23 protein-coding genes and 1 pseudogene are annotated in these 26,183 nt (G+C 71.1%); 16 read left to right on the plus strand and 8 right to left on the minus strand.

What is annotated here, in order from left to right:
- Nucleotides 1–131: 131 nt before the first annotated feature.
- Nucleotides 132–1,046: an ABC transporter ATP-binding protein gene (locus LJB74_RS08565; protein WP_259308128.1), complete on the plus strand. Its 915-nt coding sequence runs from the start codon at nt 132–134 to the stop codon at nt 1,044–1,046.
- Nucleotides 1,046–1,846 (plus strand): ABC transporter permease, encoded by an 801-nt coding sequence (locus tag LJB74_RS08570; protein ID WP_259308129.1) that lies wholly within the window; start codon nt 1,046–1,048, stop codon nt 1,844–1,846. The genes LJB74_RS08565 and LJB74_RS08570 overlap by 1 nt, the downstream gene beginning before the upstream one ends.
- Before the next feature lie 22 nt (nt 1,847–1,868).
- Here LJB74_RS08570 and LJB74_RS08575 read toward each other — a convergent pair whose 3' ends face one another.
- Both LJB74_RS08575 and LJB74_RS08580 read right to left on the minus strand, forming a co-directional pair.
- The gene (locus tag LJB74_RS08575) at nt 1,869–2,501 is read right to left on the minus strand and encodes a class I SAM-dependent methyltransferase (RefSeq protein WP_259308130.1); all 633 of its coding nucleotides are present in this window, start codon (nt 2,499–2,501) and stop codon (nt 1,869–1,871) included.
- Nucleotides 2,502–2,592: 91 nt separating this feature from the next.
- A complete protein-coding gene (locus LJB74_RS08580; RefSeq protein WP_259308131.1) occupies nt 2,593–3,204 on the minus strand; it encodes a TetR/AcrR family transcriptional regulator in 612 nt (203 codons plus the stop codon).
- Nucleotides 3,205–3,289: 85 nt separating this feature from the next.
- On the opposite strand from LJB74_RS08580, the gene LJB74_RS08585 reads away from it, so the two are divergent.
- From LJB74_RS08585 to LJB74_RS08595, 3 genes are all read left to right on the plus strand, one after another.
- The gene (locus tag LJB74_RS08585) at nt 3,290–4,564 is read left to right on the plus strand and encodes an alpha-amylase family protein (protein WP_259308132.1); all 1,275 of its coding nucleotides are present in this window, start codon (nt 3,290–3,292) and stop codon (nt 4,562–4,564) included.
- Between the two features lie 117 nt (nt 4,565–4,681).
- On the plus strand, nt 4,682–5,227 hold the full coding sequence (locus LJB74_RS08590; protein WP_259308133.1) for a sigma-70 family RNA polymerase sigma factor: 546 nt from the start codon (nt 4,682–4,684) through the stop codon (nt 5,225–5,227).
- The gene (locus tag LJB74_RS08595; RefSeq protein ID WP_259308134.1) at nt 5,224–6,015 is read left to right on the plus strand and encodes a hypothetical protein; all 792 of its coding nucleotides are present in this window, start codon (nt 5,224–5,226) and stop codon (nt 6,013–6,015) included. Before LJB74_RS08590 ends, LJB74_RS08595 begins: the two co-directional genes overlap by 4 nt.
- Nucleotides 6,016–6,072: 57 nt before the next feature.
- Here LJB74_RS08595 and LJB74_RS08600 read toward each other — a convergent pair whose 3' ends face one another.
- Entirely contained in the window at nt 6,073–6,645 is a 573-nt protein-coding gene (locus tag LJB74_RS08600) for a TetR/AcrR family transcriptional regulator (RefSeq protein WP_259308135.1), read from the minus strand.
- An 80-nt stretch (nt 6,646–6,725) separates the two neighbouring features.
- Between LJB74_RS08600 and LJB74_RS08605 the strand changes: the two genes are divergently transcribed.
- From LJB74_RS08605 to LJB74_RS08640, 8 genes and pseudogenes are all read left to right on the plus strand, one after another.
- Nucleotides 6,726–7,607: an SDR family oxidoreductase gene (locus tag LJB74_RS08605; protein ID WP_259308136.1), complete on the plus strand. Its 882-nt coding sequence runs from the start codon at nt 6,726–6,728 to the stop codon at nt 7,605–7,607.
- A 157-nt stretch (nt 7,608–7,764) separates the two neighbouring features.
- Entirely contained in the window at nt 7,765–8,337 is a 573-nt protein-coding gene (locus tag LJB74_RS08610) for a TetR/AcrR family transcriptional regulator (RefSeq protein WP_259308137.1), read from the plus strand.
- Nucleotides 8,334–9,767, plus strand: coding sequence for an MFS transporter (locus LJB74_RS08615; RefSeq protein WP_259308138.1), 1,434 nt, complete (start codon nt 8,334–8,336; stop codon nt 9,765–9,767). The genes LJB74_RS08610 and LJB74_RS08615 overlap by 4 nt, the downstream gene beginning before the upstream one ends.
- Nucleotides 9,768–9,783: 16 nt before the next feature.
- Nucleotides 9,784–10,833, plus strand: a complete 1,050-nt coding sequence (locus LJB74_RS08620) for an RDD family protein (RefSeq protein ID WP_259308139.1) — start codon at nt 9,784–9,786, stop codon at nt 10,831–10,833.
- A 350-nt stretch (nt 10,834–11,183) separates the two neighbouring features.
- A pseudogene (locus tag LJB74_RS08625) lies at nt 11,184–12,253 on the plus strand (magnesium and cobalt transport protein CorA).
- Nucleotides 12,254–12,399: 146 nt separating this feature from the next.
- The gene (locus LJB74_RS08630; RefSeq protein ID WP_259308140.1) at nt 12,400–12,561 is read left to right on the plus strand and encodes a hypothetical protein; all 162 of its coding nucleotides are present in this window, start codon (nt 12,400–12,402) and stop codon (nt 12,559–12,561) included.
- A 143-nt stretch (nt 12,562–12,704) separates the two neighbouring features.
- Entirely contained in the window at nt 12,705–13,415 is a 711-nt protein-coding gene (locus LJB74_RS08635) for a hypothetical protein (RefSeq protein WP_259308141.1), read from the plus strand.
- Between the two features lie 586 nt (nt 13,416–14,001).
- Entirely contained in the window at nt 14,002–15,075 is a 1,074-nt protein-coding gene (locus tag LJB74_RS08640; RefSeq protein WP_259308142.1) for an RDD family protein, read from the plus strand.
- 44 nt (nt 15,076–15,119) lie between these two features.
- Here the strand turns inward: LJB74_RS08640 and LJB74_RS08645 are convergent, their stop codons facing one another.
- Nucleotides 15,120–15,815, minus strand: a complete 696-nt coding sequence (locus LJB74_RS08645) for an SDR family NAD(P)-dependent oxidoreductase (protein WP_259308143.1) — start codon at nt 15,813–15,815, stop codon at nt 15,120–15,122.
- Between the two features lie 113 nt (nt 15,816–15,928).
- Here LJB74_RS08645 and LJB74_RS08650 point away from each other — a divergent pair, with 113 nt between their 5' ends.
- Nucleotides 15,929–16,759, plus strand: a complete 831-nt coding sequence (locus LJB74_RS08650) for a helix-turn-helix transcriptional regulator (RefSeq protein ID WP_259308144.1) — start codon at nt 15,929–15,931, stop codon at nt 16,757–16,759.
- A gap of 72 nt (nt 16,760–16,831) precedes the next feature.
- Here the strand turns inward: LJB74_RS08650 and LJB74_RS08655 are convergent, their stop codons facing one another.
- Both LJB74_RS08655 and LJB74_RS08660 read right to left on the minus strand, forming a co-directional pair.
- Nucleotides 16,832–18,988 (minus strand): hypothetical protein, encoded by a 2,157-nt coding sequence (locus LJB74_RS08655; protein ID WP_259308145.1) that lies wholly within the window; start codon nt 18,986–18,988, stop codon nt 16,832–16,834.
- A gap of 5 nt (nt 18,989–18,993) precedes the next feature.
- Nucleotides 18,994–21,873, minus strand: coding sequence for an MMPL family transporter (locus LJB74_RS08660; protein ID WP_259308146.1), 2,880 nt, complete (start codon nt 21,871–21,873; stop codon nt 18,994–18,996).
- Between the two features lie 97 nt (nt 21,874–21,970).
- Here LJB74_RS08660 and LJB74_RS08665 point away from each other — a divergent pair, with 97 nt between their 5' ends.
- The gene (locus LJB74_RS08665) at nt 21,971–22,630 is read left to right on the plus strand and encodes a TetR/AcrR family transcriptional regulator (RefSeq protein WP_259308147.1); all 660 of its coding nucleotides are present in this window, start codon (nt 21,971–21,973) and stop codon (nt 22,628–22,630) included.
- Between the two features lie 73 nt (nt 22,631–22,703).
- Here the strand turns inward: LJB74_RS08665 and LJB74_RS08670 are convergent, their stop codons facing one another.
- Together LJB74_RS08670 and LJB74_RS08675 are read right to left on the minus strand one after the other, a co-directional pair.
- Complete coding sequence (locus tag LJB74_RS08670; protein WP_259308148.1) at nt 22,704–23,939, minus strand: DUF4214 domain-containing protein; 1,236 nt, start codon at nt 23,937–23,939, stop codon at nt 22,704–22,706.
- Nucleotides 23,940–24,070: 131 nt separating this feature from the next.
- On the minus strand, nt 24,071–24,655 hold the full coding sequence (locus tag LJB74_RS08675) for a TetR/AcrR family transcriptional regulator (protein ID WP_259308149.1): 585 nt from the start codon (nt 24,653–24,655) through the stop codon (nt 24,071–24,073).
- Nucleotides 24,656–24,760: 105 nt separating this feature from the next.
- Between LJB74_RS08675 and LJB74_RS08680 the strand changes: the two genes are divergently transcribed.
- Entirely contained in the window at nt 24,761–25,759 is a 999-nt protein-coding gene (locus LJB74_RS08680) for a hypothetical protein (RefSeq protein WP_259308150.1), read from the plus strand.
- The last annotated feature ends 424 nt before the right edge of the window (nt 25,760–26,183 follow it).

Raw genomic sequence — 26,183 nt, forward strand, 5'->3', positions numbered from 1 at the left:
TCGCTCCGACTGGGCGAGCCCCGGGTCGAGACCCGCTACCTCAGCGGAGCAGAGGACTCGACGCGGCCGTAAGGGACTTACGTCCTAGGCCAGAACGTGCCGCGCGCGGCCTGCGGTCCCACGATGAGGTCATGGACACCCTCGCCCTCTCGGTTCGCGGTCTCGTCAAGGACTACGCGACGGTCCGCGCCCTCAACGGCGTGGACCTCGACGTCCGGCGCGGCGAGGTCCTCGGGTTCCTCGGACCGAACGGCGCGGGCAAGTCCACGACGATCCGGATCCTGCTGGACCTGCTGCGCCCGACGGCGGGGACCGCGGAGATCCTCGGCGTCCCGACCCACCTCGCCACCCCCGAGCTGCGCGCCCGCATCGGATACCTCCCGGGCGAGCTGTCGATGCCTCCCGCGAAGACAGCCGGCGCGTACCTGCACTACCTGGCGGCTCTGCGGGGCGGCGCCGGGGCCGATCGGATCGCGCCGCTCTCGCACCGGTTCTCCCTCGACCTCGACAGGCAGATCCGCGGCCTCTCCAAGGGGAACAAGCAGAAGGTCGGCGTCGTGCAGGCGTTCATGCACTCCCCCGAGCTGCTGATCCTCGACGAGCCGACGAGCGGCCTCGACCCGCTGCTGCAGCGCGAGTTCCTCGACCTGGTCGGCGAGGCGCACGACGCCGGGGCGACGGTCCTGATGTCCTCGCACGTGCTGAGCGAGGTCGAGGAGGCCGCCGGCCGGGTCGCGATCATCCGTGCCGGCGTGGTGGTCGACGTCGACGACGTCGCCGAGCTGCGACGCCGCGCCGGTCAGCAGGTGCTGCTGCAGTTCGACGAGCCCGCCGACGTCACGTGGTTCGCGCACGTGCCGGACCTCACCGACGTCGTCGCGGACGGGACGACGCTGCACGTCCGGCTGCACGGCGAGCCCGACGCACTGCTCAAGGCCGCAGCCGCGCACCGCGTCTTCCGCTGGCAGGCCCAAGACCGCGAGCTCGAGGACCTCTTCCTCGACACCTACCGCGGCGGTTCGCTCAGCACCGACGGGGCCCGCTGATGCGCGCCACACCGGGCACGATCGCCCTCGGCGACCTGCGGGACCACCGCCGGTCGATCGCGATCTGGGCCGTCGCCGTCGCCGCCGTCAGCGCGATGTACACGTCGTTCTACCCGACGATCAACTCCGGCGACTGGACGTCGATGCTCGACTCCATGCCCTCGGGCCTCATGACCGCGATGGGCTTCGACAGCCTGGCCACGGCTGCAGGCTACGTGACGTCGACCGTCTACTCGCTCATCGGGCTCGCCCTGCTCCTGGTCCACGGCATCTCGCGCGGCTCCCGGCTGATCGCCGGCGACGAGGAGGACGGCGTCCTCGAGCTCGAGCTCACCGCCCCGGTGACCCGGACGTCGACCTACGTCGAACGGCTCGCCGCGCTGTGGCTCGACCTGCTGATCGTCGTCGCCGCCGTCACGGTCACGATCGTCGTGCTCACGCTCGCGCTCTCCCTCGACATCTCGCTCGGGGCGGTGCTGGTGGCGGGCGCCCTGATGTGGGTGCTCGTCGGGATGTTCTCGACCCTCGCCTTCGCGGTCGGCGCCGCGACCGGCCGTCGCGGGACAGCCCTGGCGGTCGCCTCCGGGATCGCCGTCGCCGGCTACGTGCTGCGGGCGATCGGGAACCTCACGGGGTCGTCGTGGATGACGTCGGTGTCGCCGTTCCACTGGTATCTCGGGTCCGACCCGCTCGGCACCGGCGGCGTGAGCGGCAGTGGGCTCGCGCTGCTGGTCGGCGTCACGGTCGTGTGCGCGGTCGCGGGCATCGTCGGGCTCCGCGGCCGGGACCTCATGGTGTGACGGGGCGTCACCCGCCCGCGCGTCAGACGGTCGGCTTGCGGGCTGCGACCCTCTCGATGATGCCGAGGGAGGTCCGCTCGTGCCGCTCCACGTCTAGGCCGAGCGCGCGGACGTGGCGGAGCGGCCGGCGGCGGTAGTGCTCGCCCTGCAGCGGGATGCTGAACAGGTCGACGAGCAGCTGGAGCACGCGGACCGGCCACACGGAGGAACCGACGTGGTCAACGAGGAGCAGCAGTCCGCCGGGCTTCAGCACCCGGGCCATCTCGGCGACGGCGCCGGCGTCGTCGCGGATCCCGCACAGCGCATACGTGCAGACCACGGTGTCGAAGGTCGCGTCCGGGTAGGGCAGCGCGTGCGCGTCACCGTGGCGGAGGTCGACCGGGCGGCCGAGCTCGTCGGCGCGCCGTCGGGCGACCTCGAGCATCCGTGCGCTCCACTCGAGCCCGGTGAGGCGGACGTCGGCGGGGTAGAAGGCGAAGTTGCGCCCCGTCCCGACGGCGACCTCGAGCGTGGCGCCGACCGACTGGCGGCACAGCCACGGGCGGCTCGAGGCGAGGTAGCGGCTCTCGGTCCGGGCCATCGTGCTGTCGTACGACGCGGCGTGGTCGTCCCAGTACCGCCGGAGCCGGGCATCCCGCCGGGTGCGATCAGGCATGGACGCCATCCTCGTGCCGTCTCGGCGTGCCGACCACCGGGGTCGGACCTCGCCCGTCGGCGTGACGGACCCGGGCTCCGCCGCGGACCGGTCACCGACCCCAGTCACCGAGCGCCCCCTCGAGAGCGCCGAGCGCCGCGTCGATCAGGGACCATCGGTCGTCCTCCGAGCAGCCGGTCGCGACCCACTGCAGGCAGGCGGCGTCGAGGAAGCCGTGGAACCCCCAGAGGGCGTACTCGTGGCGGGCGCCCTGGTCGGGGAGCAGAAGGTCACGGAGCCGCTCGACGGAGTCGCGGCGCGCATCGCGGCGGATGCTCGCGGCGGGTTCGGGCTCGGCGCCGAGCGCGAGCAGGGCGGCCGCCCACGCGGTGGGGTGCTCGCTGACGTGGTCCAGGTACACGATGAGCAACGTGCGCACACGGTCGCGAGCCGACACCCCGGCGGGGAGCGCGTCGAGCGCGTCGGACTGGCGGGCGGCGAGGCGGTCGACGTCCTGCTGGACGACCGTCGCGTACAGGTCGGCCTTGCTGGTGAAGTACCGGTAGACGAGGGCCTCGGAGGCTCCGGCGTCGGCGGCGATCGTCGCGATCGCGACCTGGTCGTACGGGTGCGCGGCGAACGCGGCCGACGCGGCGGCGGTGATCGCCTCGCGGCGCTCCTCGGGCGCGAGGCGCTGCCGGGGGGTGCGGTCGGTGCGCGACATCTTGTGGATCCTACGGCAACTGACGTACGCTCACTAGCGTTAGTGAGTTGACCTCAATAGGGCGCGACCCGACAGGGAGAGCACCGTGACGACGAGCACCGCCACGACGAGCACCGCGAGCTGGATCGACCACTGCCTCTGGTGGCACGTCTACCCACTGGGGTTCACCGGTGCGCCCATCCGCGACGAGGCCACCGGCCCCGGCGGCGGTCTCGCGCGGATCGGCCGCTGGCTCGACTACGCGGTCGAGCTCGGGGTGTCCGGCCTGGCCCTCGGCCCGGTGTTCGCGTCGCAGACGCACGGCTACGACAGCGTCGACCAGCTCCGGATCGACCCCCGGCTCGGCGGGCTCGACGACTTCGACGCCCTCGTATCCGCCTGCAAGGAACGCGGGCTGCGGGTGCTGCTCGACGGCGTCTTCAACCACGTCGGCTCCGCGCACCCGCTCTTCCAGCAGGCCATGCGCGAGGGACCGGACGGCGAGTACGCCTCGTTCTTCCGGATCGACTGGGACGCACCCGGGGGCGCGCGGGCCGCCGACTTCGAGGGCCACAGCTCGCTCGTCGCGCTGAACCACGACAATCCCCAGGTCACCGACTACGTGACGTCGGTCATGAGTTACTGGCTCGACCGCGGCATCGACGGGTGGCGCCTGGATGCGGCGTACGCCGTGGCACCTCAGTTCTGGGCGACGGTCCTGCCCGCGGTGCGCGCCACACATCCCGACGCATGGTTCGTCGGAGAGGTCATCCACGGTGACTACGCGGAGCTCGTGGCCACCTCGGGGATGGACTCGGTCACGCAGTACGAGCTCTGGAAGGCGACCTGGAGCAGCATCGTCGACCGCAACTTCTTCGAGCTGGACTGGACGTTGTCCCGGCACAACGAGCTGCTCGACCGGTTCACGCCGATGACGTTCGTCGGGAACCACGACGTCAGCCGCATCGCCAGCACGGCCGGCGACGCGGGCGCCGTCCTCGCCCTGGTGATCCTCCTGACGACCGGCGGGGTGCCCTCGATCTACTACGGCGACGAGCAGGCGTTCACGGGCGTGAAGGAGGACCGCCTCGGCGGCGACGACGCGGTCCGACCGGAGTTCCCGGACAACCCTGGACTGCTCCCCGACCACGGCCGGTGGATGTACCGGATCCACCAGGAGCTGATCGGGTTGCGCCGACGCCACCCCTGGCTCGTGACCGCCCGGACCACGACCGTCTCGCTGACCAACACGAGCTACGTGTACCTGGCGCGCGCCGCGCAGGGCGACGGGGTGCTGCGGGTCGAGCTGGACGTCGCGAACAGCCCGCGAGCGCGGGTGATCGACGGCGACGGGGAGGTCGTGTTCGCCTTCGGAGGGTGACGGGCGCCAAGGTCGCCCCCAGTACGCCGTAGGCCCGGTCGCACAACGTTCCGGGGTGGTGATCCGTTCATACAGTGGGACGATCGAGATGCAGGTCCGCGAGAAGGGAGCCTGCTGATGGCGGCGTGGCAGAGCCTCCTCGAGCAGCTGGTGCGAGAACGGCGTCCGATGCTCATCGGGTACGCCGCGCTCCTCACCGGTAACCGCGACGAGGCAGAGGACCTGGTCCACGACGCCATCGTGCGGACGTTCGGGCGCCTGCGGTCCTTCCCCAGTCTCAACGCCGCCGACGCCTACGTCCGCCGAGCGATCTCCAGCGCCTTCATCGATCGTGTGCGGTCGGAGCGCAGCGGGCGCGACGCGATGCCACGCCTCGTCGCCGGAGACACCACCCAGGTCGACGTCGCGACCAAGCTGGACGTCCGGGCCGCGCTGCTCTCCCTCCCGCGGCGCGAGCGGACGTGCGTGGTCATGCGCTTCTACGACGACCTGACCGTGGCCGACATCGCGGCAGGTCTCGGCCTGAGCGATGGCGCGGTCAAGCGCTACCTCAGTGACGGCATCCACCACCTGAACGCGACGTTGGGCACCACGGCCGACCCGGACGTCGAGGACCGCATGGTGGCCGTGGTGCCCACGACCAGACAGGGGCCAGGGCGATGAGCGACGAGCTGTCAGCAATCATCCGCGCTGCCGCGCACGACGAGGCTGCCGCAGCCGAGCGCGACCTCCCGCTCACGACGGCACGCCTGGGCAAGTTCGTGCGTGACGTCCGACGTCGCCGCGCCATCAGCGTGGCGGCCCTGACCGCCGCGTCCGTGACCGTGGCCGGGGCGGGGGCGCTGGGACTGAGCCTGCTGTGGCCGAACGCCTCGACGGAGATCCCCCCGCTGCCTGCGGCGACGACGTCCTCGCCGCCTGAGCCCTCGACGCCCGCGCCCTCGGCGTCGACCAGCCCCACCGTCGGACCGACTCCGTCCCCGACCGAGGAACCGTCTCCGAGCTCGACGCCGACGACACCGAGCCGTCCGACGACTGCGCCCCCGCCTCCGCCGACGAGCACGACCCCCACGGTTGCGGCGCCCGGTCCGGTCACCGGCGTGACGGGATGGACTGGCGGAGGCTCGGGGGAGACCACGGTCACCTGGGAGCAGGGCGCCGATGCCACCGGCTACCGCGTGTACCGATCCGACTCGCTGACCGGCCCCTTCGTGGTGGCGGCGACGTTCGACGTCGCCACCGGCAAGGTGACGATCGCACCCGCCTTCATCAATGACTACGTCGTCATCTGGTCCTACAGCGAAGGTGCACTCCAAGTCGTCTCCTACACCGACGCGATCGGCTACCTCGAACCCACCTACTACAGGGTCGCGGCATTCAACACCGGCGGCGAAGGTCCGCTCTCGCCCGTCGTGTGCGCCACTCCTCCGGGCAGTCCGTACACCTGCTGACGACCAGGACCCACCGGTGCGCCGCGACTGTCGCCCGACGCTGAGAGGACGACCGAGTCAGTCGAGCTCGGCAGCAGCCCGGTGCAGCTGCTCCAGGGCCGTGCGCATGAGCGCTCCGAGGTCGTGGTCGTCGCCGTCGGCGATCCAGGCCGCGTACGCCTGCGTGAACGCGAGTCCACCGAGCCCGGCGGCGATCGAGGCGAGCGGCTCGGCGACGCCACGCTGCCGCAGTGCGGCCACCATGGCGGCGGTCATGCCGGCCTGTTTCGCGGCGTTGCGCGCCTGGAGCTCCGGGTTGCCGGCGATGACGGCGATCAGCCCGGGGCCGAGCTCGCGGTGGAACGGGGTCATCGCGCCGGCGGCCCGCTCGAGCCCGGCGCGCACCGCCGCGAGCGGGGTGGCGTCGGCGGGCGCCTCCGTGATCCCGTCGGTGAGCAGGCGCGAGAGCGTCTCCTGGCCGGCGGCGAGCACATCGGCCTTGTCCGGGAAGTAGCGGAAGAAGGTGGCCCGGCTGAGTCCGGCGCGGTCGGCGATCTCCGAGACCGTCGCGCCGTCGTAGCCGCGCTCGGAGAACAGCTCCAGCGCGGCGGCGACGAGGCGCGCACGCGCATCCGGTTCCCAACGAGGCATGGACCGAGTGTACTGATGAGACTGTCATCTCATCGTGGTGTTACAGTCATAAGACCTAAGTCTCATCACTGGAGGTCACCATGCACGTCTTCGTCACCGGCGCCAGCGGCGGCATCGGCTCCGCCGTCGTCCCCGAGCTCATCTCCGCCGGCCACACCGTCGTCGGCCTCGCCCGTTCCGACGCCTCCGCGGCGGCCATCACGGCGATGGGCGCCACCGTGCTGCGCGGCACCCTCACCGACGCCTCCAGCCTCACCGCAGGTGCGGACCAGGCCGACGGCGTCATCCACCTCGCCTTCGGCAACGACTTCACCAACTTCCAGGGGAACACCGAGGAGGAGACCTTCGCGATCGAGACCCTTGCCCCCGCTCTCGAGGGCACCGGCAAGGCGTTCGTCGCGGCGTCCGGCACACCGGCAGTTCCGGGACGGCTCGCCGTCGAGGACGACGAGATGCCCCTGGCCGGCCCTCTGGGTGGCCGCGCCCGCAACGCGCACACCCTTCTGGGGCTCGCCACGAAGGGCGTGCGCTCCGCGACCGTCCGGCTGCCGCGCTCGGTCCACGCCGCCGACGGACGCTACGGCTTCGCCTCGTTCCTCCTCGCGACCGCGCAGCGCACCGGCGTGGTCGGCTACGTCGGCGACGGCAGCCAGCGCTGGCCCGCAGTGCACCGGCTCGACGCCGCCCGGCTCTTCCGCCTCGTGCTCGAGCAGGCCGACCCGGGAACGGTCGCCCACGCGGTCGGTGACGAGGGCGACACCATGCTCTCCCTCGCCGAGACGATCGGGCGCCGCCTCGACCTGCCCGTGGCGTCGGTCCCCGCGGACCACTACGGGTTCCTCGGCAGCATCTTCGCCGTCGACCAGCCCGCGTCGAGCGCCCGGACCCAGGAGCGGTTCGACTGGCTCCCCACGCACCCGAGCCTGATCGACGACCTCACGACGGGCGTCTACCCGGGCTGACGCAGCTGAGGGAGAGATCGGGGCGCTGAGGTTCCGCTGGGGTCGTCGTACGGCGATGGCCCCAGCTCTCAATCAGCCGTGACGCCGGTTGACCTCTGTCAGGAGAGCTCACACGACGGCCGTAAATCAGTAGTTAGTGACTAGCAATCTAGACGGCATGAGCAGACGGATGCGTGGACCCGAACGCCGAGCCCAGGTGCTGGAGATCGCGGCTCGGGAGTTCGCGGAGCACGGGCTGCACGGCGCCTCGGCCGAGACGATCGCGCGTGAGGCGGGCATCACCCAGGCGTACATCTTCCGCATCTTCGGGACCAAGAAGGCGTTGTTCCTCGAGCTCGTCGGGTCCGCATTCGATCGGTTCAGCGACGGCATGCTGCAGGCCGCGGACGGAACCGGCGGCATCGACGGCCTGAGGCTGATGGGGGCGCAGTACTCCGACCTGCTGGCCGATCGGACGACCCTGCTCCTCCAGCTGCAAGGGTTCGCCGCGTGTGGTGACGACGAGGTCCGTGATCTCGTCCGGGCATGCTTCGCCCGCCTGTGGCAGGTCGTCGCCGACACCACCGGCCTCGACCCGGTGACCGTCAAGTCGTTCCTCGCGTTCGGCATGCTGCTCAACGCCGGCGCTGCCCTTGACGTCGGGGAGGTGAACGAGCCGTGGGCCGACGGCATCCGCACCCGCATCCAGCCGGGACTGTTCGAGCACATCACGGCGGAGACCAACCGGTGAGCGCTGTCGCACCCGACGCTCCAGCGGCGCGCGGCCTCGGGCCCGCGGTGATCACGGTCGCCTTCCTGGGCGCGGTGATCGGCGGCGTCGGCGCCCCGCTCATCACCTCGGTCGCTCTCGACCTCGACGTGCCGTTGGCCGCCGCTCAGTGGACCCTGACGGTGACGCTGTTCGCAGGCGCGATCGCCGCCCCCGTTCTCGGCCGCCTCGGCACAGGTCCTCACCGCCGGGCCACGATCCTCGTCACCCTGTCCCTGGTCGCCCTCGGCGGGCTGCTCACGGCGATCCCGGCGCCGTTCGGGGTGCTGCTGGTCGGCCGCGCCTTCCAGGGCCTCGGCCTCGGTGCTGTCGCCCTGCTGATGAGCGTGGCCCGCGACCACCTTCCCGCCGAGCGCGCGCACGCCACGATCGCGACCGTCTCGGTCGCTTCCACGGTCGGCATCGGCGTCGCCTACCCGCTCATGGGCCTCATCGACCAGCTCGCCGGGCTGCGCACCGCGTACGGCGTCGGCTTCCTGCTCTCCCTCGCCGCGGTCCTCATCGCCTGGCGCACCATCCCTCAGGACGCACCGCGCCCGGCCGTCCGGGTGGACATCCCCGGTGCGGCGCTGCTCGGCCTCGGGACCCTCGGAGTGCTGCTGGCCGTCGCGCAGCCCTCCGTCTGGAGCACGCCCTCGGTCGGAGCCACGATCCTCGTCCTCGCGGTCGTCGCGCTCGGCGCATGGGTGCTGCTCGAACGGCGCACCGCCACTCCCCTGGTCGATCTCGGTCTGTTCGTCCAGCGCGGGGTGGTGCGCGCCAACGCGGCGATGCTCACGTCGGGCATCGGCATGTACCTGCTGTTCGCGCTGCTGACCCGCTACGTCCAGACGCCCACCGATGCCGGGTACGGATTCGGACTCTCCGGTGTGCTCGCCGGCGCCGCTCTCATCCCCTTCTCCGTGCTGGGCTTCGTGGCGGGTCGCCTCACCCCGTGGCTGACCTCCCGCATGTCACCGCGATGGACCTTCGTGACCTGCGCCGCCGCTGTCGTCCTCGCGGCCGTGCTGTTCGCGGTCACCCTCGGGTCGCTCGTCTCGGCGCTCGCGGCGATGGCGGTGCTCGGCTTCGGCGTCGGCGGCGTCTCCGCGATCATGCCGAGGCTCGTGCTGGACGGTGTACCGCAGCAGGAGACTGCGAGCGTCCTGTCGATCAACCAGATCGTCCGCAGCGTCGGGTTTAGCATCGGGAGCGCCGTCGCCGGCCTCCTGCTCGCCACAGCCACCCCGGCCGCCACCCTGTTCCCGGACGAGCACGGCTACACGATCGCGGCCCTGTGGGTCCTCCCGCTCGTGGTGCTGAGCGTCGGGGTCCTTCTGGTGGCGCGGAAACCCGGACGCGGGTCTCGCCGGCCCTCCCCACCCCGAAACCCCACGCCGCACCCCGAATAGCGTCACGATGGGTGGCATGACGCTTCCGGGGGGCACGTCCGTCGATCTCGCCTATCCACAGCACGACGCCGACCAGGCCACGCCTGACTATGCGCACTGGACGTTGCGGGTGATCGCCACGCTTCTCGATGCCGCGATCAACGCGGGTGTGGCGTTCCTCGCTCCTGTGGGCGGCGGGTCGGGGCTGCCGCTCATCGGCGCCACCCAGCCGTCCGGGTGGTGGTTCTTCAACCCCTGGGTGGCGATCGTGGTCGTGGTGACGACGGTCATGCAGGCCTACCTCGGCGTCACCCCGGGCAAGCTGCTGGTCGGGATCGCGGTGGTGAACGACGCCGACGCCCGTCCTCTCGGACTGGTGCGGACCCTGCTGCGGTGGCTGGCCCACCTGGTCGACGGGATCCTCTTCATCGGGTACTTGCGACCCCTCTGGAACTCGCAGCGCAAGACGTTCGCCGACAGCATCGTGGGGAGCACCGTCCTGGTCACCCGGCACCCGCGACCGCACCGCCGGTTCGCGCCCCGGACCGGGCCCGACGTGGGACCGCCGGTCACGTGGGAGGCACCCGCGACACCGAGCTGGCGCCCGGCGGCAACCTGGCTCGCGGCAATCGTCTGCGGGCTCGGCGCGCTGTACGGCTTCGGACCGTCCTCGATAGAGCACCGCGCACCCGTCGAACTGCAGTGCGCGATGAGCACGTGGGACAGCGGGCCCGCCGGGTTGACGGGTGCGACCCTGCGCACCACGGCGTCGACGGGCAAGATCACCCGGCTCGGCGTGACCCGTTGGGTCGACGCATCGATTCAGGACGTCTCGGCCACCTGGACGTGGAAAGGGCACCTGTCAGGGGACGAGGCCGTCGTGCTCCGTCTGGTCGTGACCGGCGCCGACGGGACATCCACGACCCACGACTTCCCGTTCTCGGACATCTCGGCGAGCACCGCGACGATGCCGATTCCTGCGGCCGCGCTGCAGAGAGTCGGCGACAACTGGTCGTGGACCGCGTCGATCCTCGTGAACGACATGTCGTCCACCCCGTGCACCGGCACCGCGGCTGCACCACTTTGAGCGACGCCACTTCGCGCCCGGCCGCCTCGCTGGTTGGCGCCATCGAGTCCGGGGTCTAGCCTCGGCTACGGCCGCGGTGCTCAGCGGTGACGAGCTCGTGCTGGCGAGGGCCAGTGGATTCCGGGAGGTGGCGGCGCATGCGCAGTGAGCCTCCTAGTCCCCCGCCCCGCGGCCTCCCTGTTTCACACCCCTGACCTCTGCCCGCGCGGGCAGCCGGGGTGGTCGATGTGGGGTCGTGGTGGCAGTCCGAATCCCCCACCGATGCCTAGGGAGTATCGCGAGTGTCCGAGCCCCGTCGCCTGCCGTTCCGTGCGTTGACTGGTCGACCGCACAGGTCCGACACCCCTGCTGTGGCCGGCCCAGAGGGAGCCGGTCGTCCCGATCCGACACCCGGCTCGACCAGCAGCGTTGTCGACAGCGCCGTCTACAGCGGAGGCCAACGCGTCGCCTCGCCCACGTCCTCCCGGCGACCTACCGTGCCCTGGATGCCCAGGACGCGACGATGGCGTGGATCGGCCTCTACCGGCCCTCCGCGGCCGAGCTCGACTCCCTGGCCAGCGAGTTCGGGCTGCACGAGCTGGCCATCGAGGATGCCAACGAGGCTCACCAGCGGCCCAAGCTCGAACGGTACGGCGACACGTTGTTCGTCGTGCTGCGCGCTGCCCGCTACCTCGACGACGTCGAGGAGGTTGAGTTCGGCGAGCTGCACCTGTTCATCGGCCCGGCGTTCGTCGTCACCGTCCGACACAGCGAGTCACCCGACCTCGCAGCGGTCCGCAGAAGGCTCGAGGCCGACCCCGAGCTGCTCTCCTTGGGTACCGAGGCGGTCCTCTACGCAATCCTTGACGCGGTCGTCGACGGGTACTCGCCAGTGGTCGCGGGCCTGGAGAACGACATCGACGAGATCGAGACCGAGGTCTTTCGCGGTGAGCCGCACGTGTCCCGTCGCATCTACGAGCTCTCCCAAGAGGTCGTCGAGTTCCAGCGTGCCGTGCACCCCCTCAGTGGGATCCTCGTCGGCCTGAGCGCCGGATTCGCCAAGTACGAGGTCGAGGAGGACCTGCAGCGCTACCTGCGGGACGTCGCCGACCACGTCACCCACATCACCGAGCGCATCGACGGCTTCCGCTCCGCCCTGCGTGACATCCTCACGGTCAACGCCACTCTCGTCGCCCAACGCCAGAACGAGGAGATGACGTTGCTCAGCGAGGCCAGCAACGCCCAGAACGAGGAGGTCAAGAAGATCTCTGCCTGGGCCGCCATTCTCTTCGCCCCCACGCTGGTGGGCACCGTCTACGGCATGAACTTCGACCACATGCCCGAGCTGCACTGGGCCCTGGGCTACCCCTTCGCCCTCACCCTGATGGGACTGGTCAGCATCACCCTCTTCACCATCTTCAGACGGCGCCACTGGATCTGAAGCACGGCTCGACCTCGGTCCGTTCCCAGCGGGTCGCTTCCCCGTCACCCACGGGTCTCCACGACCCGCTGCCCTCGCGACAAGGCGCAACTCAGCTCATCGCATCGCTGTACGACTGGATCCTCAAGATCCCCTTCCGAGAACACATGGACTGGCGCCTTCTGGTGCCCTACGTGGCCCTCTACGTCGCCTCCAGCTACGGGTTCGTCGTCATGGTCTGGAAAGTGTCGACGACAGAGGGGATCCTCATGCTTACGCTGGCAGCGGTGCAGGTCGGCGCCAACGCGTGGACGCATCCCCGCAGGTGAACGGAGACGGGGAACGGACGCGTCGGATCCCGCGCGGGGTTCGTCACGCGGCAGGGCGGGGACGAGCTGTTGGGGGGCGTCTTGCGTCGCCAACGCGACAAGTTGCCAAGCCACCCTGAGGCTGTGCGCAATAGGGTAGCCGCGTGAAGACACTCCTCTCCAAGCGCCCAGCGCAGTACCTAGCGATTGCCGTGGCGTTCATTGCGGCGGTCGCTGCCATTGCCGCGGGACTGGAACACCTAAGCCCCGCGTGGCCTGCGGCGATCCAAGCAGTGGGGTCGATCGCGCTCCTGTTGGTGACTTACCGCTACGTCATCCTCACGGAGCGCCTTGCGCTACAGCAAGAGAGGCCCATCACTGCGATAAGGCTCCAGATTAGGGAGACTGCGGCGCGGAAGCTTGGTCAAGCGATAGTGCGCGACTCGTACATGTTCTCGTCGATGGCGGCAGCCACTCGGGAGGCGGTGGAACGGACGCCACCCGACTGGCGCAACGCCTTCGACGTGGACGACGTGAAGCAAATACGCGCACTCGCGGAAGAAATCGAAAGCCTTACTCTGGAACTACCGCCGCAACTTATGGCTCAGGCGCAGGAGACGTATGTGGCTGTCTTCAAGGCGTGCCTCTACAACATCTCGGCAGCCAACGTTGTAGCCGAGGAAGTCGTGCTCGCCAAGACCGAGGGCCGGGATGTCGACCCCAAGCGTCTCGAAACAGAATGGACGGTAAGCAAGCGACCAAGACTCCACGGTAAGCCTGAGTGGGCTGAGGTGCTTGCCGGTGAAGCGTTGCTGGGGGCAGACCTCCTCTGCGATGAGTTGATCACCGCTGTGCGCGCGTACCTGAGCGAGTAGCCGGGCGTGGCGCGATAGCGCCGGGCTCTTGACTTGAAGTAGCAACGTTACTGGGGAGCCCTCGAAGCCACCCCGGGAGCCGGAACGGGCCGGGCGGGCCCCGGTGCGGGGACGGGGGATGCGGGGCGCGCGCACGGCGCGCGAGCGCCGAGCACGCACCGCACCGCTGCACCGCTCGGGACAGTCGAACCCCACCGCACCCACGGGCGCGTGCGGGTCGGGCTCGCACTGAGGCGTCCATCCGATAGCGGAGCACCAGCCCGGAACGCAGACGGGGCCTGCGGGCACCTTCACGCCCGACTCGTGGACCTTGGTGCGGAGCACCGACCCCGACCACGCGCGGACCGCCCGGAGGACCCGTCGGAGTGCAGGGCCACGCTCAGCGATCGGATGGCCGCCGGAGGCAAGACGACAGACCACGGCGAGCACGCGGGCCCGGGAACCAGCAAGCGCGCGAACCCCCAGGTCAGGACGTCACGGCGAGGGGGCACATTGACGAATAGTCGCGAACCCGACACCGGTCACCCCCGCCCTCCCCACCCCGAAACCCCAGCGCCGTACCCCGCACTACGTCACGATGGGAACCGTGACGCTTCCGGGGGGCACGTCCGTCGACTTCGCTGCACCGCTGCACGCCGTCGACCGCCTGGAACCTGTCTACGCGAGCTGGACCAAGCGGGTGGTGGCAGCGGTCGTCGATGCCGTGATCGCTGCGGGCGTGGCGTACCTCGCGCCGATCGGCGTCGGGACGACGTTCCCGTTCCTCGGGCAACCGGCTTCGCTCACCGGACTCAACCCGCTGGTCGGGTCGTGGTTCCGCAACCCGTGGGTGGTGGCCGTCATCGTGGTGACGATCGTCATGCAGGCCTACCTCGGCGTCACCCCGGGCAAGGTGCTGGTCGGGATCGCGGTGGTGAGCGAGTCGGATGCCCGTCCGATCGGGTTGGTGCGGACGTTGCTGCGGTGGCTGGCCCACGTGGTCGACGGGATCCTCTTCATCGGCTACCTCCGGCCGCTCTGGAACTCGCGCCGCAAGACGTTCGCCGACAGCGCCGTCGGGAGTGTTGTCCTGGTCACCCGACGTCCGCGGCCGCATCGCTGGCTCATCTCGCGGTCGGCGCCGGATGTGGGGCCGCCGTTCACGTGGGAGGCAGCCGCCACACCGAGGTGGCGCCGAGCGGCGACGTGGCTCTCGGTCCTCGCCGTCGGGCTGGGCGGCCTGTTCACCTTCGCGCCGTCCACGAGGGTGGATCCCGCACCGGCGGATCTCACGTGCACGATGACCAGGCTGGACGCCGGGGCCGCCAGGCTGACGCACGCGACCCTGCACGCGATCACGTCGACGGGGCTGGTCACCCGGCTCGGTGTGACCCGCCGACTCGGCTCGACGCCCCAGGGCGCGTGGGCCGACTGGACCTGGGGTGGGACCCTGTCACCGAACGACGAGGTCACGTTCCGTCTGGTCGTGACCGCCGCCGATGGGACGTCCACGACCCACGACTTCCCGTTCTTCGACACCTCCACGAGCTTCGCGACGATGCAGGTCCCCTCGAACACGCTGCAGGGAGTCGGCGACCGCTGGTCGTGGGCCGCGTCGGTCATCGTGAACGGCGTCGAGTCACCCGCGTGCGTGGGCCACGTGACCGGCCTCTTCACCTGACGCAGTCGTCCCACCGGCGCGTGGCGCCGACCCCGGGCCAGCAGTCACCACGGCTCCACCCCCGCCGCGTCGACGAGGGTCCCCGTCGGCCCGTCGGCCCCGATGAGCGCCATCCGCACGATCGCCACCGCACCCTGCTCGACGGTCTGCGTCCCGCGGTGACCGTTGAGGTCCGTCGCCGTGTAGCCGGGGTCCACGGCGTTGATCCGGATCCCGGGGAAGGCGCGCGCGTACTGCAGGGTGAGCATGTTCACGGCGGCCTTCGACGAGCTGTAGGCCACGAGCGTGAACTGCGCGGCGATGTTGTCGGGGTCGGTCGTCAGCGCGAACGACCCCAGCCCGCTGCTGACGTTCACGACGACGGGCGACGTGCTCGCCTCGAGCAGCGGCAGGAACGCGTGCATCATCCGCACGATGCCGAACACGTTGGTGTCGAAGGTCCGCACCATGTCGGGGCCGCTGACGTCCCGCGGGGTCGGTCCGCTCCCGGCGATGCCCGCATTGTTGACGAGCACGTCGAGGTGGCCTTCCTCGGCCCGGACGACGGCCGCGGCAGCCTGAACCGAAGCGTCGTCGGTGATGTCGATGAGGAGCGGCCGTGCGCCGATCGATGCGGCGACCTCCTGCCCGCGCTGCGCGTCGCGCGCCCCGAGGTAGACGGTGTGGCCGGCGGCGAGCAGCTCGCGAGCGGTCTGCAGGCCCAGGCCCTTGTTGGCTCCGGTGATCAAGGTGATGGTCATGCGCCCAGCATCGCCGGGCCCGTCCGTCGCAGGCAGTGCCCGCCACAGACCCTGGACCAGCAGGGCCAGGCTGCGACGGTCGCCGACGCCGCGCCGTCCCCGATACTGAGCCGGTGACCCAGCTCGGCCTCGCCCTGCACCGCTGGCGCGACCGGGTCAGCCCGGCGATGGTCGGGCTGCCCGACGCGGAACCTCGCCGCGCCGTCGGCCTCCGGCGCGAGGAGCTCGCCCAGCTCGCCGGGCTGTCCGTCGACTACCTCACGCGCCTCGAGCAGGGCCGCGCGACGCGCCCCTCCACGCAGGTCGTCACCTCGCTCGCGCGCGCGCTGCGGCTCTCGACCCAGGAACGCGACCATCTCTTCCTGCTCGCCGGGCACGCACCGCCCGCCGCCGGGCTGGCCCCGACGCACGTCCCCGCGGGGGTGCAACGCTTGCTCGACCGGTTGACCGACACGCCGGTCAGCGTCTACGACGCCACCTGGAACCTGCTCACGTGGAACCAGCGGTGGGCCGCTCTTCTCGGCGAGCCACCCGCGCGCACCGGCCACGAGCGCAACCTCGTCTGGCGGTATTTCACGGATCGGCCGAGTCGGGTGGGCCACACCCCGGAGCAGGACGACGCGTTCGCGAGTGCCCTGGTCGCGGACCTCCGTGCGGCGGACGCCCGGTACCCGAACGATGTGTCGCTGCGGTCGCTCGTGCGCGACCTGACCGAGGCGAGCCCGCGGTTCGTCGAGCTGTGGGACGGGTACGCCGTCGCCACCCACGAGTCGAGCCGCAAGACGATCCATCACCCCGAGGTCGGTGCGCTCACGCTCGACTGCGACGTGCTGACCGTCCCCGGCAGCGACCTGCGCATCGTCGCGTACACGGCCGAGCCCGGGAGCGACGCGGCCGACCGGCTGGCGCTGCTCGCCGTCCTCGGTACCAGCCCGTCGGTCTGACGCTCGCCGTCCTCGGCGCCAGCCCGTCGGTCTGGCCGGCTGTCGCCCGCCGCTCTCTCAGGCCGCTCGCGCTCAGGCCACGCGTGCCCACCGGGCGAGCTGACCAGCCGGGACGACGCGGTGCCGGGCGATCGCCGCGACCGTGAGCCCGAGCCCGACCAGGGCCCACACCACGAGGAGCACCACCGGTCCGAGCACGCTGCCGCTGCCGGTGGCCACGGCCTGCAAGGCCCCCAGGGCCGGCGACGGTGGGAGCAGCCCGAACGTCGAGTCGAGCACGGCCGGGACCGTGGACACCACGACGGTGGCCAGGGCGACCACGGCGATCACGACCGAGACGAATCGGCCGACCCCGCGGAACGCCGCCACCAGCCCCTGGTTCACGGCCGCGAACACGACACCGGCCAGCGCCGCCACGGCGCCGAACGCCACCCAGCCGCCGGGCGACAGGTTCAGCACGGCCGCCATCGACGCGGTCAGCACCACGCCCTGGATCGCACCGATCAGCGCCGCCGGGGCGAATGCCCGCAGCGCGAGCGACAACGACGACCGCGTGGACCCGAGCGCCCGTGCCGGTTGCGCCCCCAGGACGAGGAACGTGGCCAACCCACCCAGCCACAGCGCGACGACGATCAGGAACGGCACGCTGCTGGACCCGAACAAGGAGGTGTTCCCGTTCGACGCCGCGACGGGATCCGCGACGACGCCGGCGAGGGTCTTGGCCTGCTCGGCCGTGCTGGCCGGCACCTGTGCCGCGGCCTGACCCAACCCGTCGGCCAGCGAGGACGTGCCCGAGGCGATCGAGTCGGCGCCGCTGCCGAGGGACGTCGCACCGGAGGACACCTGCGAGGCGCCGGATGCGAGCGCGGTCGCGCCGCTGGCCAGCTGGTGCGCGGCGGAGGCGGACTTCGCGAGGTACGACGCGAGGGTGCGGAGCCCGGTCACGGACGACGTGGCGCCGTCGGCGATCGACTTCCCCCCGGCCGCGAGCTGTGCGGTGCTCGACGCGAGCGACGGTGCGCCGTTCACGCCGGTGTTCACCGCCGCGTCCAGACCGGCGGCCCCCTGGGCGAGCTGGGCTGCCGAGTATGCGAGGGACGGCTGCTGACCTGCGGCGGGTGCGCTGGTGCTCTGCTGCGCGGTGATCGTCGCGGTGAGCTGGTCGCACGCCGTCGTGACACCGGCCCGGCACGCCGTGGCGAGCTGGCTGATCCCGTCGAGGAACGTCCCGATGCCGCTGCTGAGCTGGGAGGCACCCGAGGACAACGACGCGGTGCCCGACGCGAGCCCGCCCGTCCCGTTCACCCCGGCGGAGAGCGCAGAGAGCCCGGATGCGAGCTGCTGGGCGCCGGGCACGGCGGCGGCCGCGGAGGTCGCCGAGGACGACGTCTGGGAGGCGAGGGCGTCGAGCCCCGAGGCGAGCTGCGCGGACCCGGAGGCCAGCGACGTCGCACCGGTGTCGAGCTGACCGGCGCCGCTGGCGAGCTGTTGCGCGCCACCGGTGAGCGACTGGGCTCCGCTCGCGAGCTTCCCGGCGCCGTCAGCGGCCTCGGTGAGCTTGCCGTGCAGGGTGTCGAAGCCGATGAAGACGTTCTGCAGGTAGGTCGTGGTCAGCTGCTGCCCGAGCACGCGCACGGCGGTGCTGGTGACCGCCTGGGCGACGGCCGTGTCGACGATCCGCGCCCGGTCGCTCATCGCGATGTCGATCGTCGCCTTCTCGGCGTGCGTCGGGTCGGTCGCGGTGGACGTCGCGGCGGCCGAGAAGCCTGAGGGGATCGTGACGACCGTCGCGTACCGGCCGTCGGCCAGCCCGGCTGCGGCGTCGGACGCGTCGGTGACCACCCAGGTGAAGTTGGTGGTCGCGTCCGAGCCCGAGACGTTGGCCGCCGCGGTCGGCGATGCGCTGGGCGAGGGGCTGGCCGACGGGGAAGCGGTCGGTGACGCCGTCGCGGACGCCGTGCTCGCCGTCGCTCCCGTCGACGTGACCAGACCGGCCGCGAGCTCGCGGCCGAGCGGGACGGTCTGGCCGTTGACCTTCACCGGGGTGTCGAGGTTGACCACCGCGGCGTCCATCCGGCTGAGGCGTTCGGTCGGTTGCCACAGCGCCCACGTGAGCAGGCCGCCGACGGTGAGCGGGACGAGCACGAGCCCGAGCACGGTGAACCAGGTCACGCGGCCGCCGGCTCGTGCACGCTCGGGACGCAGGAGGGTGTCCATGACAGGAGGCACGGCGATCAGAGCACCTTCGCGAGGTCGGGGACGGCGGTCAGCGTGAGTGTGGTGGTCGGCGGAGCGGGCAGCAGGTCCCGCACGGCCTCGACCGTCTGCGCGCTGACCACGAGCGTCAGCGGTCTTCCGTCGGCCGCCGCGGTGGTGAGGGCCGCGCGCAGCTCGTCGCGCACCGCACGTTGCAGCACCGGGTCGGCGACGGCGTCGAGGTCGTCCACCACGACGACCGGGGTGTGCGGGGCGAACGCCTCACGCAGCTCGCTCACCGGATCGGCGGCCCGCATGAGACGGGCGAACGCGACCCGGCGGCGGATGTCCCGTGCGCGCACCGGCGCGACGAGGCCGTCGACCTTCAGGGCGCCGTCGTCGGCGTGCGCTCGGCCGGCGATGGTCAGCAGCACCGCGGTGCGCCCGCTGCGGTGCGGCCCGGCGACGACCAGCACTCCCCCGGTCGGCACCCGGACGGAGACGTCCCGGTACAGCGGGGTGCCGTCGGGGCGGTCGAGCCGCAGCCCGGCCGCGACGATCGCGTCGTCGGCCCCGGGCTCCGGCCAGTCCGCGAGCGCCAGCTCGCTCGACAGCCCCTCGCCCTCGATGTCGAACGACGGCAGGATCCGGTCCAGGCGTCGGGGCATGTGCCAGGCGCGGTCGCCGAGCAGCTGCAGCACGGCGGGCACCAGCGTCATGCGCACCACGAACGCGTCGACGAACACGCCCGACGCGAGACCCAGCGCGATGGGCTTGATGTTGACGTCACCCTCGGGGACGAACGCCGCGAAGACGGAGAACATGATGGTCGCGGCGGCGGTGACGACGACGGCCGAGGCGGTGAACCCGCTGCGGATCGCAGCGCGCGCATCCCCGCCGTGCACGTAGTCCTCGCGCATCCGGGAGACGAGGAACACCTCGTAGTCCATCGCGAGACCGAACAGCACGCCCATGAGCACGATCGGCATGAAGCTGATGACGGGCATGGTGTGGTCGAGCCCGAACAGGCTCGCGCCCCAGCCCTTCTCGAACACCATCGCGACGACGCCGAACGACGCCGCGACCGACAGCAGGTAGCCGAGAGTCGCTTTGAGCGGCACCCACAGGGACCGGAACACCATGGTGAGCAGCACGAACGACAGCCCGACCACGAGGATCCCGAACGGCAGCAGCGCGTTGCCGAGCCGGTCGGAGATGTCGATCTGCACCGCGGTCACGCCGGTGACGGACAGGTTCACGCCGTAGGTCTGCTGGAAGTGGTCGTGCAGGCTGCGGATCTTGGCGACGAGGTCCTTGGTCGCCTGCGAGTCGGGGCCGCCGGTCGGCACGACCTGGATGATCCCGGTGGTCGCGTCGGCGTTCGGGGTGGCGACCGGCACGGATGCGACCCCGGGCAGGGCCTCGATCTCCTTCTTGAGGTCCGACATGAGCGTCATCGGGTCCTTCGAGCCGACGATCGTGCCGGTGACGATGAGCGGGCCGTTGTAGCCCGGGCCGAAGTGCTCGGCAAGGAGGTCGTAGCTGACCCGGGCCCGCGAGCCCGCGGCCTGCGTCCCGGCGTCCGGCAGGGCCAGGCGCAGGTCGAGCGCGGGGAGCGCGACGGCACCGAGCCCGAGGACGACGAGCAGGATCGTCACCACGGGCCAGCGCGTGACGGCCCGCACCCACCCGAGGAAGAACCGGTTCTGGTGCACCTGCTCGCCGGCGAGGTGCGAGCCGCGCGACGCGGCGGTCGCGGTCGCATCGCGCTCCGTGGTCTCGTCCGTGGTCGCGTCCGCGGCTGTGGTCGCTGCCACCGCGCCGTGCCGCCTCGACCCGCCGGTCGCCGCGTCGGCGTTCCGGGCCCGACGCGCCGCCCGACGCTCGCGCCGGTAGCCGGGCCGCACCCGGTCACCGGCGAAGCCGAGGAGGGCGGGCGTCAACGTCAGCGCGATCAGCACCGCGAGACCCACGGCGACGGCGGCGGCGAAGCCCATGATGGACAGGAACGGGATCCGGGCGACGGCCAACCCGACGAGGGCGATCATCACGGTGAGCCCGGCGAACACCACGGCGGAGCCGGCAGTCGCGAGTGCCCGGGCGGCCGACTCGCGCGGTTCCAGCCCGGCCCGGAGCTGGGCCTGGTGCCGGGACACGATGAACAGCGAGTAGTCGATCCCGACCGCGAGGCCGAGCATGAGCGCGAGCATCGGCGTGGTCGACGAGATCGTCGCGAACCGGGTGGCCAACGAGATCGCCGCGGTGGAGATGCCGACCCCGAGCAGGGCCGTGACCAGCGGCATGCCCGCGGCGAGGAACGACCCGAACGTCACGACCAGCACGGCGAGCGCGACGAGCACGCCGACGCCCTCGGTGGCGCTCACCGTCGGGATGTGGAGCGAGAAGAGGTCACCGCCGAAGATCGCGGTCGATCCGGCCGGGAGGGCCGATCGCAGCGTCGACTCGACGTCGAGCAGTGCCGTGCGGGTGGCGTCGGTGATGCTGCCGCTCTGCCCGTCCATCTGCACGGTGACCACGGCCGCGGAGCCGTCGTTCGACACCCCGCCGGTCACCTGGGTGCCGAGCGGGTCGGTCACCGCGGCGACCTGGTTGACGTCCTTGAGCTGGGTGACCGCGGCCTCGAGCGGGCCCTCGACGGCGGTGTCGCGCACCGTCATCCCTGGCGGCGCGACGACGACGAGCCGTGCCGACGTTCCGCTGACCTGCGGGAACGTGTGGGCGAGCTGGTCGAGGGCCACCCCGGACTCGGTACCGGGGATCGAGAAGGTGTTGTCCGTGCCGGTGCTGAGGAACCGCGCACCGATCCCGATCGCGGCGATGATCGTCAACCACGTCAGCAGCACGCGCAGTCGCGCGCCGAACGACCAGTGGCCGAGGCGGTAGAGCAGCGAGGACACGTCGGCTCCAAGGATGGGTGGTCGGGGATGGATACATCCACGTATCCGATACACGAACGTATCCGATACGATCGACACACGCCAAACCCACCAGGAGGTGGACACCATCTCGATCCAGCCCGACGCCATGCTCACCCCGCGCCGCCAGCGCACGCGTGAGCGGCTGATCGATGCTGCCTTCGACGTCTTCGCCGAGGAGGGCGTGCACGCCAGCACCGTGGAGCAGGTGTGCGAGCGGGCCGGGTTCACCCGCGGGGCCTTCTACTCCAACTTCACGTCGAAGGAAGAGCTGTTCGCGGCGCTCATGGAACGTCAGCAGGAGATCCTGCTCTCCGAGCTCGCCGCGAAGGTCGACGCCCTCGGGCCGCAGCTCGAGAAGGTCACCAAGCCCCTCGACGAGGACGGCCTCGGCGAGCTGCTCCTCGACTTCTTCATCGGCCCGATGGACGACCGCACGTGGTGCCTGATCGACGACGAGTTCCGCCTGCTGTCCCTGCGCGACCCCGAGGTCGCCGTGGTCTTCCAGGCCCACCAGGAGCAGTTCGAGACGTCACTGACCGCGATCGTGCAGCGGGCGATCGACGGCGCCGGTCGCGCGTTCGTCGTCCCCACCGGGGTGGCCGTGCGCGTGCTCGCCGACCTCTACAAGGACATGCTCCAGCGGGAGATCCGGGCCGGTCACTCGATGCGCGACCGCGAGGACGTCCGCCTGATGATGGCGCAGCTCGTGATCGCCCTCACGCGGCCGGTGGGGTAGAGGTCCGGTTCGGCGCAGGGACGTGGCTCGACACCCGCCAGTGACACGCGCTCCGCGTGCGAGAGGTGGGTCTCTACCTCGTACCGATGTTGCCTCGGTACTCCGCCGAGGAGACGATGCCCGCGATGATCTGCTCGTCGCGGTAGCCGGTCTGGATGAGGTGGACCCAGGTGGACTGGCCTGCGGGGTCGATGTGCCGGTGGAGCAGCTCGACGTAGTAGCCGTCCACGACCGCGGTCAGGTGCTCGGTCGAGTACAAGAACCCGAGCGCGACCTCGTACCGCGAGCTGCCGGTGTCGAGACGCCGCTGCCATGAGCTGACCTCGGCGTCTGCCGGGACACGACCCAGCACCTTGTCGTACAGACGCGTGATCCACCCGCGGTCGGTGCCCCCACCCAGCGCGTAGTACTCCGTGGACGAGATGAATCCCGCCTGCATGTCTTCGATGTGCAACGACACCCGCATCGCTGCAAGCCAGTCCGAGAACCCCGTCGGATCAGGAGCTCGGTCGAGGTACGTCCGATAGGCGTCGGTGATCATGCGCCCGCGGTATTCGTCCGAGTACGTGATCGCATCAGCGACCGCGCCGTACGGCACACCGTTGCCCAACGCCGTCGACCAGGTCCTCAGCCCGGCCGGATCCGGTGCACGGTCGAACAGGTCGCGATACACCTGGGTGATGTACCGCGCGATCGTCGCATCGCTCGGTACTGCGATCCCGGTCCACCACGAGCTCTGCATGTACGCGCCGCTCCAGCTGAGGGAGACGTGGACGTGATCGGTGTGCGGGACGGCGCCGGTGTAGGCGGTCCAGCCCGCTCCCGGGTTGTAGCTCCCCCAGATCTGCCGGTTCCAGATGACGTACATCACGCCGAGGCGCCGCGCGTTGTAGCCCGGCTTCCCGTCCGGGCCGTCCTCCGTGAGCCAGGTGGTGAACTCGTCCGCCGCAGCCTTCTCGACCGGGTTGTCGACGCTGACCCCCCAGTCAAGCGCTCGCCCTTCCTTGTGCTCGCTCGTCCCACCGACGGAGCACGCGCGGCCGATGCCCACGTCGCGCCCGACCCCGTAGTAGGTGAGGACCAGGTGCATGAGGTACGTGGCGCCAGGCTTGGGCGTCGGGTCGCACGTCGTCTGCGGCTGGTAGTGCGCGTAGGCGTCGATCGGATCCGGCGCAGGTGCCGGAGACGTCGGTCCAGGGAGAGGCGTCGCCCCGAAGGCCGGCGACACCACGGCGAACGGAAGCGCGACAGCGAGCGCGAGGATCACCAGGCGACGGGTCGAACCGACGGTCCATCTGAGCGAGCGCATGAGACTCCGAGCGAGCGGGCGGGCGTCGAGGCAGGGGAAAGCACGCCGGACCAGCCGCGCTGGAAGATCCACGATCGGTCCGCCGAGGCCCGACACTCGACTATCGACAACAACCCGCGCTGACTGAAGGCTCACCCAGCGTTCGCGGCGTCGATGATCAGTGGCAGGCCCGCGACGTCGACGATCTCGACGATCCGCTGATCGGTCGGCTCGTCGGCGAGCAGCAGCTCGTGCCGCAGCAGGACGACCGGCACGGAACAGACCAGGAGCGGGACGGGTGCGGGGCCGATCTCTCCGCGGTCGCGGGCGCGCTGCACCACCGAGCGGGAGATCTCGGCGGCGAACACGTCCGTGATCTCAAGGGCGACGTGGCGGAGCTCGTCATCGGCGTCCGCGATGATGCCCCGGATCGTCTGCGCCCCGACAAGGTCGAACCGGGTGCGCATCAGCTGCAGGAGCGCGATCAGGTCTCCCCGGAGACTTCCGGTGTCCGGGATCGGGAGCACGGGCGGGAGCTCGGCCGTCAGCGCGTCCAGGACCAGGTGGGCGCGCGAGCGCCAGCGCCGGTAGAGCACGGGTTTGCTCGTGTGCGCCCGTCGGGCCACGCCGTCGTAGGTGACGCCCGGGTAGCCCTGGTCCCGCAGCTCGTCGAGGACGGCGTGGAGGATCTCCGCCCGCAGCGCGTCGCCGTGCCGCCGGGTCGTCGGTGTCGACATGTCCGCCCTCTCCTGCAGAGTACGTTGCGTATCTTAACGCGATGCTCTACCGTCCGGAGATACGGGTCGTATCTTATCGATCCCCGACGCACGGAGGGCAGTTCCATGGCCATGGCACCGACGGCACCCCTCGGACACCCCGCTCCGTCGAGCTGGCGACGCATCGGGCTGACGACCCTCGGGCTCGTCGGCGGCGTCGTGATTCTGCTGCTCGCGTTCGCGCTGCCGGGGATCCACTCGGGCCTGCACCACGTCCCCGTCGCCGTCGTCGCGCCCGCTCCCCAGGCGGCGGCGCTCACCGCACGCCTCGAGCAGGCAAGCCCGGGCGGGTTCGACGTGCGCACGCTCACGAGCGTCGACCAGGCTCGCGACCAGATCCTTGGCCGAGAGATCTACGCGGCGCTCGTGGTCGACGGCTCCGGCCTCACCCTGGAGATCGCCACCGCCGCGAGCCCCACGATGGCCACCACGTTGACCCACGCGGCCACCACGCTCGCAACGGGCATGTCGGTGCCGCTGACGGTCGACGACCTGCGCCCGTTCCCCACCCGCGAGCCGACGGGCTTCGGGCTGTCCGCCGGCGCCCTGCCGCTCGCCCTCGGTGGCTGGATCGCCGCGGTGGGCATCATGGCGGGCGTGCACGGCGCCCGCCAGCGGGTGATGACCGGACTGGGGTTCGCCGTCCTCGGCGGCCTCGCGCTGACCGCCACCCTGCAGTTCGGGTTCGGCACGATCAACGGCAGCTACTGGCTCACCGCGCTGGGTGCGATGCTCGGCGCCGGTGCCGCCTGCTTCACCGTCCTGGGGCTGCAGCGGATGCTCGGGCGCGTGGGCCTGGGCCTGGCCGTCGTCGCGCTGATCCTGCTCGGCAGCCCCCTGTCCGGGCTGACCAGCGCGCCGGAGCTGCTCCCGACCCCGTGGGGCACGATCGGACAGCTCCTCCCCCCGGGCGCGACCGGAACCATGCTGCGCAACGTCGCGCTGTTCGACGGCGCTGCGATCACCCGTCCGCTATTCGTGCTGGCGGGATGGCTGATCGGGGGTCTCGCCCTGTTCGGGGTGGGGACGTGGCGCGACGGGCGGCGGCGCGAGCTCACCGTGTGAGGCGGTGTCCGACTCCCGGGGGCTGACATCCGCGTCGGGCTACCCGTCTGACGCCGCCTGAGTCCCCCCACGTGGCCGCGTCAGAACCATGGCGAAAGTGCCATGGTTCTGACACGCGTCACAAAGGTCGGCCGCCCACACGCGATACATCCCTTGACCTCGCGAAGGCGCAGAACGGGTTGGTGACCAGCCGGCAGGCCATCGCTGAGCTCGACGTCGGCCACACCGCATCCGATGCGTTCACCGCTCGCAGCCGGTTCGTGTTGAGGGTTGCCTGCGAACTGACCGATTCGCGTCCTGCTACTTGTCCGATTCACAGCGTGCAGGCCGCGTGAATCAACGACGGGGCACCTCTGCCACGTCTTCGACGACGAGCTGGCTGACCTCTTGAAGTAGATCCCCGAGCTCACCATCGACGGACCGC

This window comes from Cellulomonas sp. P24, assembly GCF_024704385.1.
Classification (GTDB): Bacteria; Actinomycetota; Actinomycetes; order Actinomycetales; family Cellulomonadaceae; genus JAJDFX01.